This window comes from Leisingera sp. M658 (assembly GCF_025144145.1).
In the GTDB taxonomy this organism is placed as follows: Bacteria; Pseudomonadota; Alphaproteobacteria; order Rhodobacterales; family Rhodobacteraceae; genus Leisingera.
This window is the reverse complement of sequence record NZ_CP083546.1, coordinates 3,312,834-3,328,584: the sequence shown is the minus strand read 5'-3', so window position 1 is coordinate 3,328,584 and position 15,751 is coordinate 3,312,834. Positions and strand designations below refer to the sequence as shown.

Sequence of the window (15,751 nt, the reverse complement as noted above, 5' to 3'; positions counted from 1 at the left end):
TAACCTTTGGGTATGAAGCTGGATCCCCGTCACCTTGAAATGCTGTTTGCCATCGTTGATCGCGGCGGGTTGACCGAAGGGGCAGAGCTGCTTGGCAAGTCGCAACCAAGCCTGTCGCGATCGCTTGCGATGCTGGAGGAGCGCGTCGGCGCCCCCTTGTTTGAGCCGGGCAGGCGCCCGCTGCAGCCGACCGAATTGGGCCTCGCCCTGGCAGAGGAGGGCAGGAAGGTCTTTCTGGCAGTGCGCCGCAGCGGTGCTGTTCTGGAACAGTTCCAGCGCGGCAAAAGCGGCGCAGTGCGGGTTGCCGGCACGCCGGTGTTCCTCGACGGGGTGATCTCGCCGATGATCGCCGAGTTTCAGATGGGCTACCCGGACGTGCGCATCGACCAGAGTTATGGCTACCCTGGAGATCTGATGCCGAAGCTGAAGGAGGGAACCCTTGACCTGGCCATTCTGCCAATGCGGCAGGCGTCAACTCCTGAGGGGTTTTCCTTTGACCAGATCCTGCCCGGGCGCAACGTCATCGCCTGCCGGGCAGGGCATCCGCTGGTCCGGCGCGGGGCAGTGAAGCTGCCGGAAATTGCGCAGTATTCCTGGATTGCGCCACCGGCGGACAGCCCGCTATACCACGACCTGCGCGCGGTGCTTGAAGGGATCGGAGTGAAGGATTTCAAGGTCAGTTTCTCCGGCGGCTCCCTCAGCGCGGTGGTCAGTATCCTTACGGGGTCCGACGCTCTGACGGTGCTGCCGTTTTCCGTGGTGTTCATGATGCGGCGTCAGAAATCAATCAGCGCCTTGCCGGTCCGCATTGGCGATCCGGACCGGCACTTGGGCATTTTGCGCTATGAAACCCAGCCAATGCGGCCCTCCGTCAAGCGGTTCGCGGGCTATATCCGGAGCGAGTTCAAGACCCTGTCCGCCAGTATCACCCGTGTGGGCCAGGATGCTGTCTGGCGGCCTTAAGATGCAGGTTGCAGGCGCTGGGCATTTCCAATTCCGAACCTGGCGCCAGCACCGCAGGCCGCCAGACATGCCGGCGCAAACCTTACAGATGAGTCGTCATTTTATATCCGGGAGCAAAAAACAGCTTTGCCAGCGTTACAGGCTTGGTGCGCAGCCAAGTAATCCTTTCCGCAGTGAACAACGGATCCCCCAATGGGGCGTCCAGAAACTCGGACACTGTCTGATCGGCCTTGGTCGCCATGAAGCTCAGCTCAAGATTTGTGAAGGGTACTTTTTGCACCAGCCAGTCATTCGGACCGGATTGGGTGAAATCCGCCTCCAGAACGTCGGGGATGCTGTCTGTCACAACCCAGCGCACTTCATACTGGAACGGCGCATTGCCGGCATAATGCATGCATCTGATATGCAGAACCTCCTGCTTTTGAGGGATATCAAGCCGGGCTGACAGCCATGCCGGGGCAGGCATGATACGGCTTTCCACCAGGGAATACCGGTAGGCGGCGCCGGTTTCAGCGATTTCATCCCGCACCAGGGGGATGGAAAACTGGGCTTTGCGGACCGGTGAATTCAAAACCCGCGTCCCGGCCTTCCGTTTGCGTTCCAGATAGCCTTCTTCGGCCAGCTCCCGCAGCGCCCGGTTCACAGTGGTGCGCGTGCTTGAGAATTCAACAGCCAGGTCCGTTTCGCTGGGCAGCAGACTGTCCGGCGCCCAGATCTTGTTTTGGATCCGGTCCAGAACGACCTGCTTGATATCCCTGTAACTCATGTTTTCGCGGGGGGCTGGCATTCGGATTCCCAATTCGATTAAAAAATTTTAATGACAATATATATACACATAATGTCCGGGCAGGAAAGCGTGATAACCGGCTTAACAGCCGGTGCGGCCGGATCTGTTGCCCGGCCGAACAAGGCCCGCAGGCACACGCGCAGAAATACAGCTGGCCTTTTCCGGCAATATAGGTGGCAATGTCAATTAACGTGACGGACCGGCGCTCCCAGGTCCGCAACTCCCTGGGCTACCGGATGAGCATGGCCTCGCCGGGGCAGGCGGTCTTGCCGGTTGCGCAGGAAAACGCCGCCCATTTCGAGACCGAGCTGACCGCGCAGGAACTGGCAGCGCTGCGTCTGACTGCCGCCAAACTGCTGCTGGCCGGGCCGTGCATCGTCGCCAAGCTGCAACACATCAGCGGCAATTCCTGGGCGAACTGTTTTCCTACTGCAACCGGCCTGTGCATCTGGGCGCCTATCCGATGGACACCCTGACGCTCCTGGCAGCACTTGCGGATCTGGACAGGCTGCGGCCGCTGTCCCGGACGTCTTTCCGCCGCCCCGAAGCCGCCGGGAAGGGCACGGGCGGACGCGCAGGAACAGCGGGCCTGCTTGCGGGCGCCGGGCCAGACAATGGGTCAGACGCCGGGCCGCAAACACCGGCTGGGCCTTGGCGCTCACGCCAAAAGCGCCGCCACCCGCGACCCCTGCGCCAGGCGCCGCTTCATGGATGGCGCGCACCCGTTCGAGACCCTGAAACGCGTGGCGGATCCCGCCACCTATATCAACGAGGCGAACGCCGCCCGGGTGCCAGAATGCGCCGGCCCGTTCGCCCGCTCTCTGTTCGGCTGTCTCGGTAATGGCCCGCAAGAGGCCGCCAATACGGCAATTACGTTCGCAATCTCGGCTACACCGCGCGGGTGCATTCGGTGATGGACGGTGGTGTGCCGCAACCGCTTTTGATCGCGGTGCTGTGCGAAGCCATTGGCAGCGGTGGCTCCAAGCTCATGCGCCGGATCTTCGAGGAAGGCTGGGTGGTGCTCAACTCCAAGCCCATCAACCACTTCGCGCTGGCCAAGGATGCCGCCAATTCTTATTTTATGGGCCATGGCGCATCGCCTGCAGGCCTTGGGAAAATACTTTGAATTCCGCTGCTCATGTTCGGAAAAGACAAACGCAGGTTTTTTTGAGGACCTGCAGGCCGTGCCCTGGGTTGAAAAAGTGTATCTGCATATCTCGGACCAATGTCCCGCGCCGGCGAACCGGACGGCGAGCAGGATATCGACCTCTATGCGGGCGGCGCAATTTTCTTAGGTAAGAAAATTGCCAAAAGTTTTTCAAAACTTTTGTGCGCGGCAGCGGTCAATACGGCTGCCGCTCTCCCAGCAGATACCGCGCCGCATCCACATAATCAAAGACCAGCGAAATTGCGATCACTGTGCAGACAGCCAGGATGATCCGCCGCGGCCAAACGGGCATTCCAGGCTGTGCCCGCAGCCGCCACAGCCAGATCAGCAGAGGTGTCCACAGGACCACATGCGGCAGTCCCAAGAGGCGTACATATCCAAGCTGCCCGTATAACCAGTAAACTCCAGCCCCCGCCAATACACTGGCCACCACGGTGGCCAGCCCGGCCACCCGGCTGGGCTTCCAGATCAGCAGCGCCAGCGGCAGGACAAAAGCACCCAGGAACAGAATGTTGACCCAGATTTGCACCCAGAGCGGCTGGCTTGCGATCGCTTCGTTCAGTGTCATTGCAGACCCTCCCGTTCACAAGCCTAGGGAAAGGCCGGATCGTCAGCAAGAACTACAGCGGCGATCCTTCGCGCTTCTGGTCATGCTCGCCGGGCGTCGGCGTGTGGTTGAACGCATAAGCCGTGCGGCCAGCGCATCCGGGTTCGGGTTTTCACAATCGGATGGCCAGCACAACCCATCGCATCCTTGCGGTGCTCGCCGGAGATGATGGCAAGGAAATTCAGTTGCTGGCTCATAGTGCCCCCGCTCTTGACTGCCGGTCCAGACTGCAAGCGAAACACAGCAGCTGAATGCCGTTTTGCGTTATCCGGAAAGCAGAATGCACCCATAGGCCATAGCCCGTCTGCTGGTTCCAGGGTTGCGGGTTGCGATACAGGCTGCTACCCAGTTCGTAATTTTGTTATGATATAACATATGGAGATTCCGCATGACAGATAAGAGGCTGCCGGTTACGGTCCTGTCCGGCTTTCTTGGGGCGGGCAAGACCACGCTCTTGAACCACGTCCTAAACAATCGCGCGGGCCGCAAGGTTGCGGTGATCGTCAATGACATGAGCGAAGTGAACATCGACGCAGACCTGGTGCGCGGCGAGTCCGAACTGTCGCGGCAGGACGAAAAACTGGTTGAGATGACCAACGGTTGCCTCTGCTGCACCCTGCGCGATGACCTGCTGCAAGAAGTGCGCCGCCTCGCGGGGGAGGGGCGCTTTGACTATCTGTTGATCGAAAGCACCGGAATTGCCGAACCCTTGCCGGTGGCCGCAACGTTCGATTTCCGGGATGCCGAAGGCGCCAGCCTGTCGGATGTTGCCCGGCTGGATACGATGGTGACGGTGGTCGATGCGGTCAACCTATTGCAGGACTTCAGCAGCCACGATTTCCTCAGCGACCGCGGCGAAAGCCTGGGCGAGGAAGATGACCGCACATTGGTCAACCTGCTGACCGACCAGATCGAGTTCGCCAATGTTATCATCCTGAACAAAGTGTCGGACGCAGGGCCGGATCAGACAGCCGCAGCCATGGCCGTCATCAAGGCGCTGAACCCGGATGCCGAAGTTATCCACGCGGATCATTCCAAGGTGGACGGCAACAGGATCTTTAACACCGGCCGTTTCGATTTCGACCGCGCCCATGAGCACCCTCTCTGGGCCAAGGAGCTTTACGGGTTTGAACACCACGTGCCGGAGACAGAGGAATACGGCATTTCCTCCTTTGTCTACCGCGCCCGGCGACCCTTTGATCCCGCCCAGATCCATGCGGCGCTGAACGGCGATCTGCCCGGCGTGATCCGGGCCAAGGGGCATTTCTGGCTGGCAACCCGCCCTGAATGGGCTGCGGAGTTTTCGCTGGCCGGGGCAATCTCCTTGGTCCGCCCGCTGGGCCTGTGGTGGGCTGCAGTGCCAACAGAACGTTGGCCCGCCCACCCCGAGGCCCGGCGCGAGTTCCTGCAGAACTGGGATGAAACCTGGGGTGACCGCCGCCAGGAGCTGGTGTTTATCGGGGCGGGGCTGGATAAAGACGCGATCACCGCCCGCCTGGACGGCTGTCTGATGCCGGAGGCACCGGGCGGCTTTGATCCCGCCTGGAACGCGTTGGACGATCCCTTCCCGGGCTGGCGCCGCAATGGCTGATGGCAAGGCGGGCCGGAACCTGAACTCCCGCTTGAAGCGCCGGCGCCGGGCAGGGGACCCGATGCAGGCCTATGACGCACTGCCGCCCGGGCTGCGGCGCTGGCTGGCCTCTGCCTGCCTGCCTTGGAGTCCGGCATCGGCCCTGAAGATCTGGAACAATGCGGGCGGCAGCAAGGATCCCGATGCCGCCGCGACCCGGCTGAACGCCGCGGAACAGTCCCTAATGCGGCGCGATGCCGGGGTCTGGAACATCCGCAAATAGCAAACCTTCGCGGTTGGCACTGGTCCGGGCACCCTGCCATTCAGTGCCATCAGGCGGATTTCTTTTCCGCCTCCGCAGCCGCATCGAACTCGGCCCGTGCGGCATCGATCACCGGCAAATGCTCCAGTGCCCAAAGCCCCAGCGCGCGCAATGGCTCGCGGAACGACTCTCCCAGCGGCGTCAGCGCGTATTCCACCTTGGGCGGGATTGTCGGGTAATAGGTGCGGCTGACCAGCCCGTCGCGTTCCAGGCTGCGCAGGGTCAGGCTCAGCATTCGCTGGGAAATCCCCAGGTTCCGCTTCAGCTCGTTGAACCGCAGCACCCCGTATTGCGCCAGCGAGATCACCACCAGCACGCTCCAGCGGTCCCCGACCCGCGACAGCACCTCGTTTATGCGGCTGCAGTCCGGGCATTTGGCGGCGTCTGCCATGGCGGTTCCTTCCGTGTTACCGGGGCTCAAACCTGTGCCTTCTTGCGCCCCTTCCGGTACCCCTTATATAGCCAGTCACAAATATATACCACCCCTGGCAGCCTGCCGAGAAAGGACCCAAGACATGAGCAAAAGCACCCTGATCGAGAAACTGAACTGGCGCTACGCAACCAAGAAGATGGACCCGGCAAAACCGGTGCCGCAGGAAAAAGTCGAGCAGATTATCGAGGCGATCCGCATGGCGCCGACCTCCTCCGGCACCCAGCCGTTTGAGGTGTTTGTCATCACCAACCCTGAAATCCGCGCGCAGATCCGCCCGCATGCCTGGGATCAGGCCCAGATCACCGACGGTTCGCATCTTTTGGTTTTTGCCGCCTGGGACAACTACTCGGAAGACCGCATCGACGCGGTCACCCGCCAGATGACCGAAGAGCGCGGCGAGATTCCGATGCTGAACCAGTACTATGATAACCTCAAGGCGACCTATCTGCCGCGTGAAGAGCGCACCAACCACGACCACGCTGCCCGCCAGGCCTATATCGCGCTGGGCTTCGCCCTTGCCGCCGCCGCCGAACTGGAGGTCGACAGCACCCCGATGGAAGGTTTCACGCCGGAAAAAATCGATGAAATCCTGGGTCTCAAGGACCGTGGCCTGCGCTCGGTCCTGCTGTTGCCGCTCGGCACCCGGGAAGAACAGGGCGACTGGCTCTTGCCGATGAAAAAGGTCCGCAAATCCCGCGACACCATCGTGACCGAGATCGCCTGAGGCGTGAACATTGCGGCAAGCGGCAATCCTGGCCGCCTGCCGCAGCTCTGATCAGCTTCCCCTTGCACGCAACCGGGAATCCGCCTATACGCGCGCTGTCGGTACAAGGGCGGTCAACGTCCGGATGACACATCTGAGCAGGGCTGAGGCACACCTCGGCCCTTTGTGTTTGTTTGATCAGATGTGATCCGGGCCACGTCCTGTGCGGCTGAACCAAGACCGGCGGAGACAACCGCATGGCCAGAAAAACCGTATGAAAAGGAAATCTGAGACCTCATGGCTCAAAACGTATCAATGGAGGATTTCGAAGCCCTCCTGAATGAAAGCTTCGAAATGGACACTCCGGACGAGGGTTCGGTTGTCAAAGGCAAAGTACTGGCAATCGAAGCCGGTCAGGCCATCATCGACGTCGGCTACAAAATGGAAGGCCGCGTTGATCTGAAAGAATTCGCAAATCCCGGTGAAGCTGCTGAAATCGCTGTCGGCGACGAAGTGGAAGTCTTCCTGCGCTCGGCTGAAAACGCCCGCGGCGAAGCCGTTATCTCGCGTGAGATGGCCCGCCGTGAAGAAGCCTGGGACCGCCTGGAAAAAGCATACGCAGACGATCAGCGCGTCGAAGGCGCGATCTTCGGCCGCGTCAAGGGCGGCTTCACTGTCGACCTGGGCGGCGCTGTTGCGTTCCTGCCCGGTTCGCAGGTCGACGTGCGCCCCGTGCGCGACGCCGGCCCGCTGATGGGTCTGAAGCAGCCGTTCCAGATCCTGAAAATGGACCGCCGCCGCGGCAACATCGTTGTCTCGCGCCGCGCCATCCTGGAAGAATCGCGTGCCGAACAGCGTGCCGAAGTCATCGGCAACCTGACCGAAGGCCAAGCAGTCGACGGTGTGGTCAAGAACATCACCGAATACGGTGCGTTTGTTGACCTGGGCGGCGTTGACGGCCTGCTGCACGTCACCGACATGGCATGGCGCCGTGTGAACCACCCCTCCGAGATCCTGTCGATCGGCGAAACCGTCAAGGTTCAGGTCATCAAGATCAACAAAGAGACTCACCGTATCTCCCTCGGCATGAAGCAGCTGCAGGAAGATCCGTGGGATCTGGTTGGCGCCAAGTACCCGCTGTCCTCGGTCCACAAGGGCCGTGTCACCAACATCACCGATTACGGTGCATTTGTTGAGCTGGAGCCGGGCGTCGAAGGTCTGGTGCACGTCTCCGAGATGTCCTGGACCAAGAAGAACGTCCACCCGGGCAAAATCGTCTCCACTTCCCAGGAAGTCGACGTCATGGTTCTGGAAATCGACGGTGCCAAGCGCCGCGTGTCCCTGGGCCTCAAGCAGACCATGCGCAACCCGTGGGAAGTCTTCTCCGAAGCCAACCCGGAAGGCACCGAGGTCGAAGGCGAAGTCAAGAACATCACCGAATTCGGTCTGTTCATTGGTCTCGACGGCGACATCGACGGCATGGTTCACCTCTCCGACCTGTCCTGGGACGAGCGCGGTGAAGAAGCGATCCAGAACTACCGCAAAGGCGACATGGTTTCGGCCGTTGTTTCCGAAGTGGACGTCGACAAAGAGCGTATCTCGCTGTCGATCAAAGCTCTGGGCGGCGACAAGTTTGCAGAAGCGGTTGGCGGCGTGAAGCGCGGCTCGATCGTGACCGTGAACGTGACCGCGATCGAAGACGGCGGCGTTGAGGTGGAATACGAAGGCATGAAGTCCTTCATCCGCCGCTCCGACCTGGCGCGCGACCGTGCCGACCAGCGCCCCGAGCGCTTCTCGGTTGGCGACAAGGTCGACGTCCGCGTCACCAACGTCGACTCCAAGACCCGCCGTCTGGGCCTGTCGATCAAGGCACGCGAGATTGCAGAAGAGAAAGAAGCTGTGGAACAGTATGGCTCCTCGGACTCCGGCGCATCGCTGGGCGACATCCTGGGCGCCGCACTGAAGTCGGGCGACGAGTAATCTCCCCGGCCTCACGGCTGCTGAAAACGAAAGCCCCGCAGGTGTCTGCGGGGCTTTTTTTTTGGGTGGGAGGGTTGGTTCGAGCCCATTGCAGAAGTGCCGAATTCTCGCGGCACGCGTGCAGCGCGTCGGCCCGCTGCACTGCCGGAAACCGCCCGCTGCACGGTAAAAGGAAGTGCCGAGGGTTAGGCATGGTTCAGCGATGTTTTGGTGGGCAATGCCCGAAGTGCGGAGACGCCTTTCATTCACCGCGGCTGCAAACAGACAGGGCAAAAGGAAACACTTTTGACACTACTTGCAGAATGTGGACCTTCCAGTTTTCCACGGGCATTGGAAAGGAGCAATGACGGGCTTGCCTGCAATGCAAGATCTCGCTTCCTAAGTCCCGCTTGAGATTGAACAGCAGTATCGGCCGCGGTTCGGCATACTCCTTTTTTTGAACTAAAGCCGCATCCCCAGTGCTCAAAACCAAATTTCTTCACGGAGATTTTCCGGACGTAAGCCCCTAAATTCAAACATTTGTTTTTATCATTCCATCCTGAAGTCAATCCATAGAAACCTCGGTTGAGTTTGCTTCCGCTTGACAGAACAATTCCAGTTTGCCTAAGTCCCGGACATTCTGGTCCGGCTGGGAGACCACCCGGGTAAAAGGGAACACGGTGAAGTGTAGCCAACAGGCGCTGAATCCGTGACTGCCCCCGCAACTGTGAGCGGAGAGCAATGCTGCGAAATGCCACTGCCCCAAGGGGCGGGAAGGCGCGGCAAAGCTTCGACCCGCGAGTCAGGAGACCTGCCAGGATGATCACCCTATCCCGGTGCGGGGCGCGCCGTAGATAACGGATTTCCGTAGTGGTGGCAGTTTTCACCGTCTGCGGAGGCAAAGCCTTCCAAAGACCCGACCCGAATACACTGCCCGCTTGGGCAGTCACTTGGCCTGCGATTGTTGCGCGGGCCGGGAGGAATGGAATATGCGCAAGGCAAGCTTGACCCTGGCCGCGGCCCTGGCCGTCACCCCCGCAATCGCAACCGCCCAGGATCCAGAGGTCACCGACCTGGCGGAGATTATCATCTCCGGCGGCTTCACACCGGTTGAGGCCCGGAAATACGGCCGCTCCGTCTCAGTTCTGACCAGCGAAGAAATCAAAGACCGCGGCATCAGCACCGTGCAGGACGCGCTGCGTTCCGTTCCCGGCCTGATGATAAACGGCTCCGGCGACAGCTTTACCCAGGTTCGCATCCGCGGCGCCGAAGCCAATCACACGCTGATCCTGATCGACGGTGTCGAAGCCTCGGGCGGTGACAGCGAGTACATCCTGTCCGGCCTGGACACAGCCAATATCGAGCGGATCGAGGTCCTGCGCGGCCCGCAATCGGTGTTCTACGGCTCCAATGCCTCGGCCGGTGTGATCAACATCATCACCAAGACCGGCGGCATCGGCACCGAATATGGCGGCAGCGCCGAGGCGGGTTCGGACGGCTACCGGGCGTCGGCGCGGATCTCGTCACGGACCGAGCGCGGCGGCCTTTCCTTCAGCCTCGCCCATGACAATGACGACGGCTACGATGCCTCCGGCGATGGCGGCGAAGAGGACGGCATCCGCCGCAATACACTGCAGCTGAAAGGCGATTACCTCGTCACCGACCGGCTGAAGCTCGGCTTCAACGTCCGCACCTCGGATGAGCGCTATGACAGCGACAGCACCTCTTTCACTGCAACGGATGCGGCTAGCTATGTCGTGGATGATCCCACGCAATTCAGTGACCGCGATGAGCAACTGACCCAAGTCTATGCTGAACTGGACACCTTGGGCGGCCGTCTGAAGCATCGGTTGTCGCTGGAACGCACAGACTTTGACCGCTCCTTCAATGGCGGCACCCCGACCGAGACCAAGACTGAAGCAGCAAAATATCTGCTGAGCTTCGGCCTGGACGGGCAGCCGGCGGATCAGGCAGACCACCTTCTGAACGCGATGCTGGAATGGGAAGAGGACTCCAGCAGTTCCAACCCGGCCTTTGCGCGCGAAACCAATTCGATTGCCCTGGAATACCGCGGCAGCTTTGCCAATGGTCTGGATCTGCAGCTTGGGGTGCGCCACGACAACAACAGCGTATTCGAAGACGCAACCAGCTGGACGGCCAGTGCCTCTTATACCTTCGCAGGCAGCGGCGTGCGGCTGCACAGCTCTGCCGGGACAGGGATCGTGAACCCGTCTTACTTTGAGCTGTTTGCCAACAGCACATTCGGCGCCACCACCTACCTTGGCAATCAGAGCTTGCAGCCCGAAGAAAACCACAGCTTCGATTTCGGGGTCGAGGTACCGTTCCTGCAGGGGCGCGGGCTGGTCGATGTGACCTATTTTGACGAAACCCTGACGGGAGAGATCGAGAGCTACATGGTGAACGCAACCACGTTCTCCTACCGCAACCAAGCCGGGGACAGTGATCGCAAAGGTGTTGAGCTGGCAGCAAGCCTGAAAGCCACCGAATATCTCGATCTGCGCCTGTCCTACACCTATCTGGACGCCACCAACCCTAATGGCTCGGTCGAGATCCGCCGTCCGGAGCACGAGCTTCTGCTGAGTGCCACACTGGATACTTTCAATGGCCGTGGCTCTGTCACCGCAGACATCCGGCATGTGGCAGGCAATTGGGACAGCCAGTTCTTTGGCTCCTTTGCCACAGCTGAGCTGCCGGATTACACCACCGTTGATGTGGCTGCTCAGTATGAGCTGACAGATAACGTGGTGCTGAACGGGCGTGTCACCAACCTGTTCGATGAGGACTACGCGGACGTCTGGGGCTATGCCAAGCGCGGCCGCGCTGCCTATATCGGCGTAAGGGCCTCGTTCTGACCCATGCGCAGGCTGTCCGGCATAGTCCTGGTCCTTTTGTGGGCCGCCACCGGTGCTTTTGCCGGGCCGTCGCGCGTGGTGTCGATGAACCTTTGCACTGACCAGCTGGCGATGCTGCTTGCGGCACCTGGCCAGCTGGCCTCGGTCTCCTACATCGCGCGGGACACACGCGCCTCGGCTATGGCTGACGCGGCCATGGCCTATCCCGCCAACCACGGGCTGGCAGAGGAGATTTATTTGCTGCGGCCCGACCTGGTGATTGCCGGCGCCTATTCGACACCGGCCACCACGGATATGCTGCGCCGTCTTGGCGTGCCGGTGGTGGTGTTCGAGCCCGCCAGCTCGCTGCAGGATGTGCGCGCGCGCATCCTGCAGATGGGGGAGGTTCTGGGCCGTGAAGACGCGGCCCGCGCACTGCTGGCAGACTATGACCAGCAGTTGGAAACGTTCGAGTACACCGGGCCGGAGGCGCCGCGCGCCGCGCTTTATGCCGCTAACGGTTTCACTTCCGGCAGCAAGACCCTTGCGGGCAAGATCCTGCGCGCGGCGGGGCTGCGCAATATCGCGGATGAGCTGGGCTATGGCCGCTCCGGTCATATGCCGCTGGAGGTGCTGGCAATGGCGGAACCGGACCTGCTGATCGGAACCTCTCCCTATCCGCGCGGCTCGCGCAGCGAGGAAGTTCTGCTGCATCCGGCAGTGCGCCGCCTGGCGGGCCGCAGCGGTGCCGGGCAGATCCGCGATGCGGATTGGGTCTGCGGCACTCCGCATGTTCTGCGCGCGGTGGCGGCGCTGGCCGAGGAACGCCGCACGTTTCTTGAAAAGGAGGGCCGGGAATGACCCGTCTGATGCTAATGCTTACCACGGCCGTTTTGGCGTTGTTCCTGCTGTCGCTGACCGTGGGGCCTGCGGATGTGGGCATCGGCGAAAGCCTGGCGGCCCTTTTTGACAACAGCTATGGTCCGCTGACGCTGGTGATGCGCGAAATCCGGCTGCCGCGGGCGCTGCTTGCGGTGATCATCGGCGGCGGGCTGGGGCTGGCGGGTGCCGCGATGCAGGGCTACCTGCGCAACCCGCTGGCTGAGCCGGGGTTGATCGGTGTGTCCTCCTCGGCGGCGCTGGGGGCGGTGCTGGCGATCAACACCGGGCTGGCGGCCAGTCTCACCCTGGGCCTGCCGCTGGCCGCTCTGTCGGGAGCTTTGGCGGGTGTGTTTCTGGTGATGGCGCTGGCCGGACCGCAGGGCGGCTCGCTGACGCTGATCCTGGCGGGGATCGCGATCTCAGCGATGGCAGCGGCGCTCACCTCGCTGGTGCTGAACCTGTCGCCCAACCCCTTTGCCGCCAATGAGATCGTGTTCTGGATGATGGGCTCGCTGGCGGACCGCTCAATGCTGCATGTCTGGCTGGTGCTGCCCTTTGCACTGACGGGAGCCGCGATCCTGATGACGCTGTCGCGGGGGCTGGATGCGCTGACCCTGGGCGAGGATGCGGCGCAGACGATGGGAATGAACCTGAACCGGCTGCGGCTGCTGTTGGTCATTGGAACCGCCAGCATCGTCGGCGGTGCAACCGCGGTGGCCGGGGCCATCGGTTTCATCGGTCTGGTGGTGCCGCATATCCTGCGCCCGCTGGTTGGCGGCCAGCCGTCGCGGCTGTTGTGGGCCTCGGCACTTGGCGGCGCCATTATGTTGCAATTGGCAGATATCACGGTGCGGATCATCCTGCCGTCGCGCGACCTCAAGCTAGGAGTGGTCACTGCCCTGGTTGGCGCGCCGCTTTTCCTGCATCTGATCTATAAGACGCGGAAGGGGCTGGCATGAGCGTGCTTTCGGTTCGGAACCTCTCTGTCACCTTGCGGAACCGCCCGGTGCTGCGTGATGTGTCGTTTGAAATCCAAGCAGGTGAATTCGTTGGCCTGCTGGGGCCGAATGGCGCCGGCAAAAGCAGCCTGATGCGCGCCGCCTTGGGGCTGATCCCGGCGCAGGGGCACAGCTCGCTGGCGGCGATGAAAGCGTCGGAGCGCGCCCGCGCGGTGGCCTGGATGCCGCAATCGCGCGAGATTGCCTGGCCGATCCCGGTGGAGCGGCTGGTGGCGCTTGGCCGCCTGCCGCATCTGCCTCAGGGGCTGCGGCTGCCGCCCGGCGATCAGGCGCTGGTCGACCAGTCGATTGAGCGCATGGGACTGGATCCGTTCCGGCAGCGCGCAGCCTCCCGCCTGTCAGGCGGCGAGCAGGCCCGCGCACTGATTGCCCGCGCGCTGGCGCAGGACACGCCGCTGTTGATGGCTGACGAGCCCGCCGCCGGGCTGGACCCGGCGCATCAGATTTCCACCATGGAGGTTTTTGCCAGCCTCGCGGCCGAAGGCCGCGCCGCGCTGGTATCATTGCATGACCTTGGGCTTGCCGCACGCCACTGCACCCGGCTGATCCTGCTGGCCGAAGGCGGAATACTGGCTGATGGTGCGCCCGCTGAGGTGCTGACACCGGCGTTGATGGCCCGCGCCTTTGGCATCTCGGTCTGGCATGAGACCACGGCGCAAGGGCCGGTGTTCCAGCCGCTGGAGGTGCTGTGATGGGCAGGGTCACCTTGGAACGCCCCTGGATCGAATTTGACCTCGGTGCCGAAATGCAGGTGCTGAGCTGGGCAGTGAACCGCCCCGGCCTTGCCGCTGCCCGCCGTATCCTGTGGCGCGAGGTCCGCAACAGCGACCTGCCACCGGATTTGGATGTCACCGAATGGTTCGCAGGTGAACTGGCGCAGAGGGACTGCGAGGATGCCGTGGCCTTCCTCACCTCTCGCGATGTGCGCCGCTATTGCGAGGCAACGGCCAATGTAGAAGGCATCACCGCCCATGCGGTAGCCACCGTCGGCCTGTCCAACGCCGAGCGGGTTGGGAGCCGGATGGACTACGCCAGCCGCAACTGGGGAACCATCAATGTCGCACTGCGCCTCTCCGAAGGGCTGACCCAGGCCGGGCTGATCGAAGCGATGAGTATCGCGGTCCAGGCCCGCACAGCGGCCGTGATGGAGGCGGGCATCGCCCTGCCAGGCGGCATTGCGACCGGTACCGGAACCGACTGTGTCGCGGTGGCGGCACCGGCTGGTGCAACTCCTTATGCCGGACTGCATACCGCTACCGGCGAAGCCATAGGCAAAGCCGTTTACCAGGCTGTCCATCTGGGCGCCCTGGAATGGAAATCAACCAACAGGAGGGCAGCACATGCCTGAGCTTCAACAGGTGCTGAAAGACGCGCTGATGCAAGAAGATTGCGGCTGGAACATGGGGTCTTTTGGCGCCATTGCCGAGTTCCACCATGTCTATGGCGACCCGGCCCCGCAGGAACATGCCGGGCTGATGCAGGTAACCTCCCGCGGCGGCGTGCGCATCGACACATTGGAGGGCGTGCGCCCGGTTGCCTATGAAACGCTCAGCCCCAAGCCGCACCGCTGGACGCAAGCCGTGTCGCTGTGCCTGCCGCAGGCCGAGGCCGCGATGAACCAGCGCGATGTTCTGACCGCGCTTGGCCCTGACGAAGGCGCCCTGCGCGGCGAAGACCGCCGCGCCCAGTTGTTCGACATGGGCCTGGGCCAGTACCAGGCGGATTTCTGCATCCGCACCGCCGATCCGGAATTGCTGGACGTGCTGAACAAAAACGCCGGCCGCTCGCTGTTTGAACATGGCAACCCGGTGATGGGCGCAATCCTGAAACATCACCCCCACAGGGTGCTGCTGACCCGCCTCGGCCGGGTAGAGGTTTACCAGATGATCGGCGGTCCCGACACCGGCGGCAAGTCCCCCGAAGGCCCGCATACCCATGTGCTGCCCAAATTGCTGCGCGCCGAGCGCACCCATTCCGCCAACACGCCCATCCCCGAAGGCTGGGTGCCCTGCTGCGGCGTCCATCCTGAGAACCCGGTGATAGGCCTCCTGGGCGAGGACAAGGTGTTCAACCGTGCGGCCTTCGACGCATTCCAAGACCTGCTGAGCGCTTGGGGCGCCGAAGCATACTGCCAGGGCAAGCAGGCGGTCTGGGAGCTGCTTAATACAGAAACCCCTGCCGGGTCGGCGGAAGAGCCGGACACCCGCGAAGGCCGGGCAGGCTGGCGCAATGGCATCCGGCAATGGCGGCTGCTGCACGGCCCCAGCCGCCTGACAGCGTCCTACACCGAGCGCTTTGACCGCGGTGCAGAGCAAACAGAACCGGAAAACCCGGGCCACTGAAGGAGGCTGCGATGTTCCTTGCCCCTTTGATCGATTTCATGGCCGCGGCGGCCCCGCCCTGTGGGTGATTGCAGGGCTGTCGGTGCTGACCCTCGCGCTGTTTCTCTGGTGTGTAACCAGGCTTGTGCAGGCGGGCGCCTGGCG

General features: G+C 62.2%; 18 protein-coding genes and 1 riboswitch. Of the genes, 14 read left to right on the top strand and 4 right to left on the bottom strand.

The window, feature by feature from the left end; genetic code table 11:
- The first annotated feature begins 12 nt into the window (after positions 1-12).
- Positions 13-963: a LysR family transcriptional regulator gene (locus K3724_RS16350; protein WP_259987288.1), complete on the top strand. Its 951-nt coding sequence runs from the start codon at positions 13-15 to the stop codon at positions 961-963.
- Positions 964-1,045: 82 nt separating this feature from the next.
- Here K3724_RS16350 and K3724_RS16345 read toward each other — a convergent pair whose 3' ends face one another.
- The gene (locus K3724_RS16345) at positions 1,046-1,729 is read right to left on the bottom strand and encodes a GntR family transcriptional regulator (RefSeq protein WP_259987286.1); all 684 of its coding nucleotides are present in this window, start codon (positions 1,727-1,729) and stop codon (positions 1,046-1,048) included.
- Between the two features lie 200 nt (positions 1,730-1,929).
- On the opposite strand from K3724_RS16345, the gene K3724_RS16340 reads away from it, so the two are divergent.
- The 3 genes from K3724_RS16340 (at position 1,930) to K3724_RS16330 (ending at position 2,876) form a co-directional block, all read left to right on the top strand.
- Entirely contained in the window at positions 1,930-2,226 is a 297-nt protein-coding gene (locus tag K3724_RS16340; RefSeq protein ID WP_259987284.1) for a hypothetical protein, read from the top strand.
- Positions 2,227-2,364: 138 nt separating this feature from the next.
- Complete coding sequence (locus tag K3724_RS16335; protein WP_259987282.1) at positions 2,365-2,664, top strand: hypothetical protein; 300 nt, start codon at positions 2,365-2,367, stop codon at positions 2,662-2,664.
- Positions 2,664-2,876: a hypothetical protein gene (locus K3724_RS16330; RefSeq protein ID WP_259987280.1), complete on the top strand. Its 213-nt coding sequence runs from the start codon at positions 2,664-2,666 to the stop codon at positions 2,874-2,876. The genes K3724_RS16335 and K3724_RS16330 overlap by 1 nt, the downstream gene beginning before the upstream one ends.
- 217 nt (positions 2,877-3,093) lie before the next feature.
- On the opposite strand, the gene K3724_RS16325 is transcribed toward K3724_RS16330, so the two are convergent.
- Together K3724_RS16325 and K3724_RS16320 are read right to left on the bottom strand one after the other, a co-directional pair.
- A complete protein-coding gene (locus tag K3724_RS16325) occupies positions 3,094-3,486 on the bottom strand; it encodes a hypothetical protein (protein ID WP_259987278.1) in 393 nt (130 codons plus the stop codon).
- 80 nt (positions 3,487-3,566) lie between these two features.
- The gene (locus K3724_RS16320) at positions 3,567-3,722 is read right to left on the bottom strand and encodes a hypothetical protein (RefSeq protein ID WP_259987276.1); all 156 of its coding nucleotides are present in this window, start codon (positions 3,720-3,722) and stop codon (positions 3,567-3,569) included.
- A gap of 191 nt (positions 3,723-3,913) precedes the next feature.
- On the opposite strand from K3724_RS16320, the gene K3724_RS16315 reads away from it, so the two are divergent.
- Positions 3,914-5,116: a GTP-binding protein gene (locus K3724_RS16315; protein ID WP_259987273.1), complete on the top strand. Its 1,203-nt coding sequence runs from the start codon at positions 3,914-3,916 to the stop codon at positions 5,114-5,116.
- Complete coding sequence (locus K3724_RS16310; RefSeq protein WP_259987271.1) at positions 5,109-5,378, top strand: DUF6525 family protein; 270 nt, start codon at positions 5,109-5,111, stop codon at positions 5,376-5,378. The genes K3724_RS16315 and K3724_RS16310 overlap by 8 nt, the downstream gene beginning before the upstream one ends.
- 49 nt (positions 5,379-5,427) lie before the next feature.
- Here the strand turns inward: K3724_RS16310 and K3724_RS16305 are convergent, their stop codons facing one another.
- Positions 5,428-5,808 (bottom strand): helix-turn-helix domain-containing protein, encoded by a 381-nt coding sequence (locus K3724_RS16305; protein WP_129371956.1) that lies wholly within the window; start codon positions 5,806-5,808, stop codon positions 5,428-5,430.
- Between the two features lie 124 nt (positions 5,809-5,932).
- Between K3724_RS16305 and K3724_RS16300 the strand changes: the two genes are divergently transcribed.
- The 8 genes from K3724_RS16300 to K3724_RS16265 all read left to right on the top strand — a co-directional run bounded on the left by K3724_RS16300 (position 5,933) and on the right by K3724_RS16265 (position 15,607).
- Positions 5,933-6,574, top strand: coding sequence for an NAD(P)H-dependent oxidoreductase (locus K3724_RS16300; RefSeq protein WP_259987269.1), 642 nt, complete (start codon positions 5,933-5,935; stop codon positions 6,572-6,574).
- 276 nt (positions 6,575-6,850) lie between these two features.
- Positions 6,851-8,533, top strand: coding sequence for a 30S ribosomal protein S1 (rpsA, locus tag K3724_RS16295; protein WP_259987267.1), 1,683 nt, complete (start codon positions 6,851-6,853; stop codon positions 8,531-8,533).
- Positions 8,534-9,136: 603 nt separating this feature from the next.
- Positions 9,137-9,346: riboswitch (cobalamin riboswitch) on the top strand.
- Positions 9,347-9,501: 155 nt separating this feature from the next.
- Complete coding sequence (locus tag K3724_RS16290; RefSeq protein WP_259987265.1) at positions 9,502-11,385, top strand: TonB-dependent siderophore receptor; 1,884 nt, start codon at positions 9,502-9,504, stop codon at positions 11,383-11,385.
- Between the two features lie 3 nt (positions 11,386-11,388).
- A complete protein-coding gene (locus tag K3724_RS16285; protein ID WP_259987263.1) occupies positions 11,389-12,225 on the top strand; it encodes an ABC transporter substrate-binding protein in 837 nt (278 codons plus the stop codon).
- Positions 12,222-13,205, top strand: a complete 984-nt coding sequence (locus K3724_RS16280) for an iron ABC transporter permease (RefSeq protein ID WP_259987261.1) — start codon at positions 12,222-12,224, stop codon at positions 13,203-13,205. The genes K3724_RS16285 and K3724_RS16280 overlap by 4 nt, the downstream gene beginning before the upstream one ends.
- On the top strand, positions 13,202-13,957 hold the full coding sequence (locus K3724_RS16275; RefSeq protein WP_259987259.1) for an ABC transporter ATP-binding protein: 756 nt from the start codon (positions 13,202-13,204) through the stop codon (positions 13,955-13,957). The genes K3724_RS16280 and K3724_RS16275 overlap by 4 nt, the downstream gene beginning before the upstream one ends.
- Positions 13,957-14,613, top strand: a complete 657-nt coding sequence (locus K3724_RS16270) for an adenosylcobinamide amidohydrolase (RefSeq protein WP_259987257.1) — start codon at positions 13,957-13,959, stop codon at positions 14,611-14,613. Before K3724_RS16275 ends, K3724_RS16270 begins: the two co-directional genes overlap by 1 nt.
- Positions 14,606-15,607 carry a DUF6925 family protein gene (locus K3724_RS16265; RefSeq protein WP_259987255.1) on the top strand — a complete coding sequence of 334 codons (1,002 nt, stop codon included), beginning with the start codon at positions 14,606-14,608 and terminating at the stop codon, positions 15,605-15,607. Before K3724_RS16270 ends, K3724_RS16265 begins: the two co-directional genes overlap by 8 nt.
- Positions 15,608-15,751 lie beyond the last annotated feature (144 nt).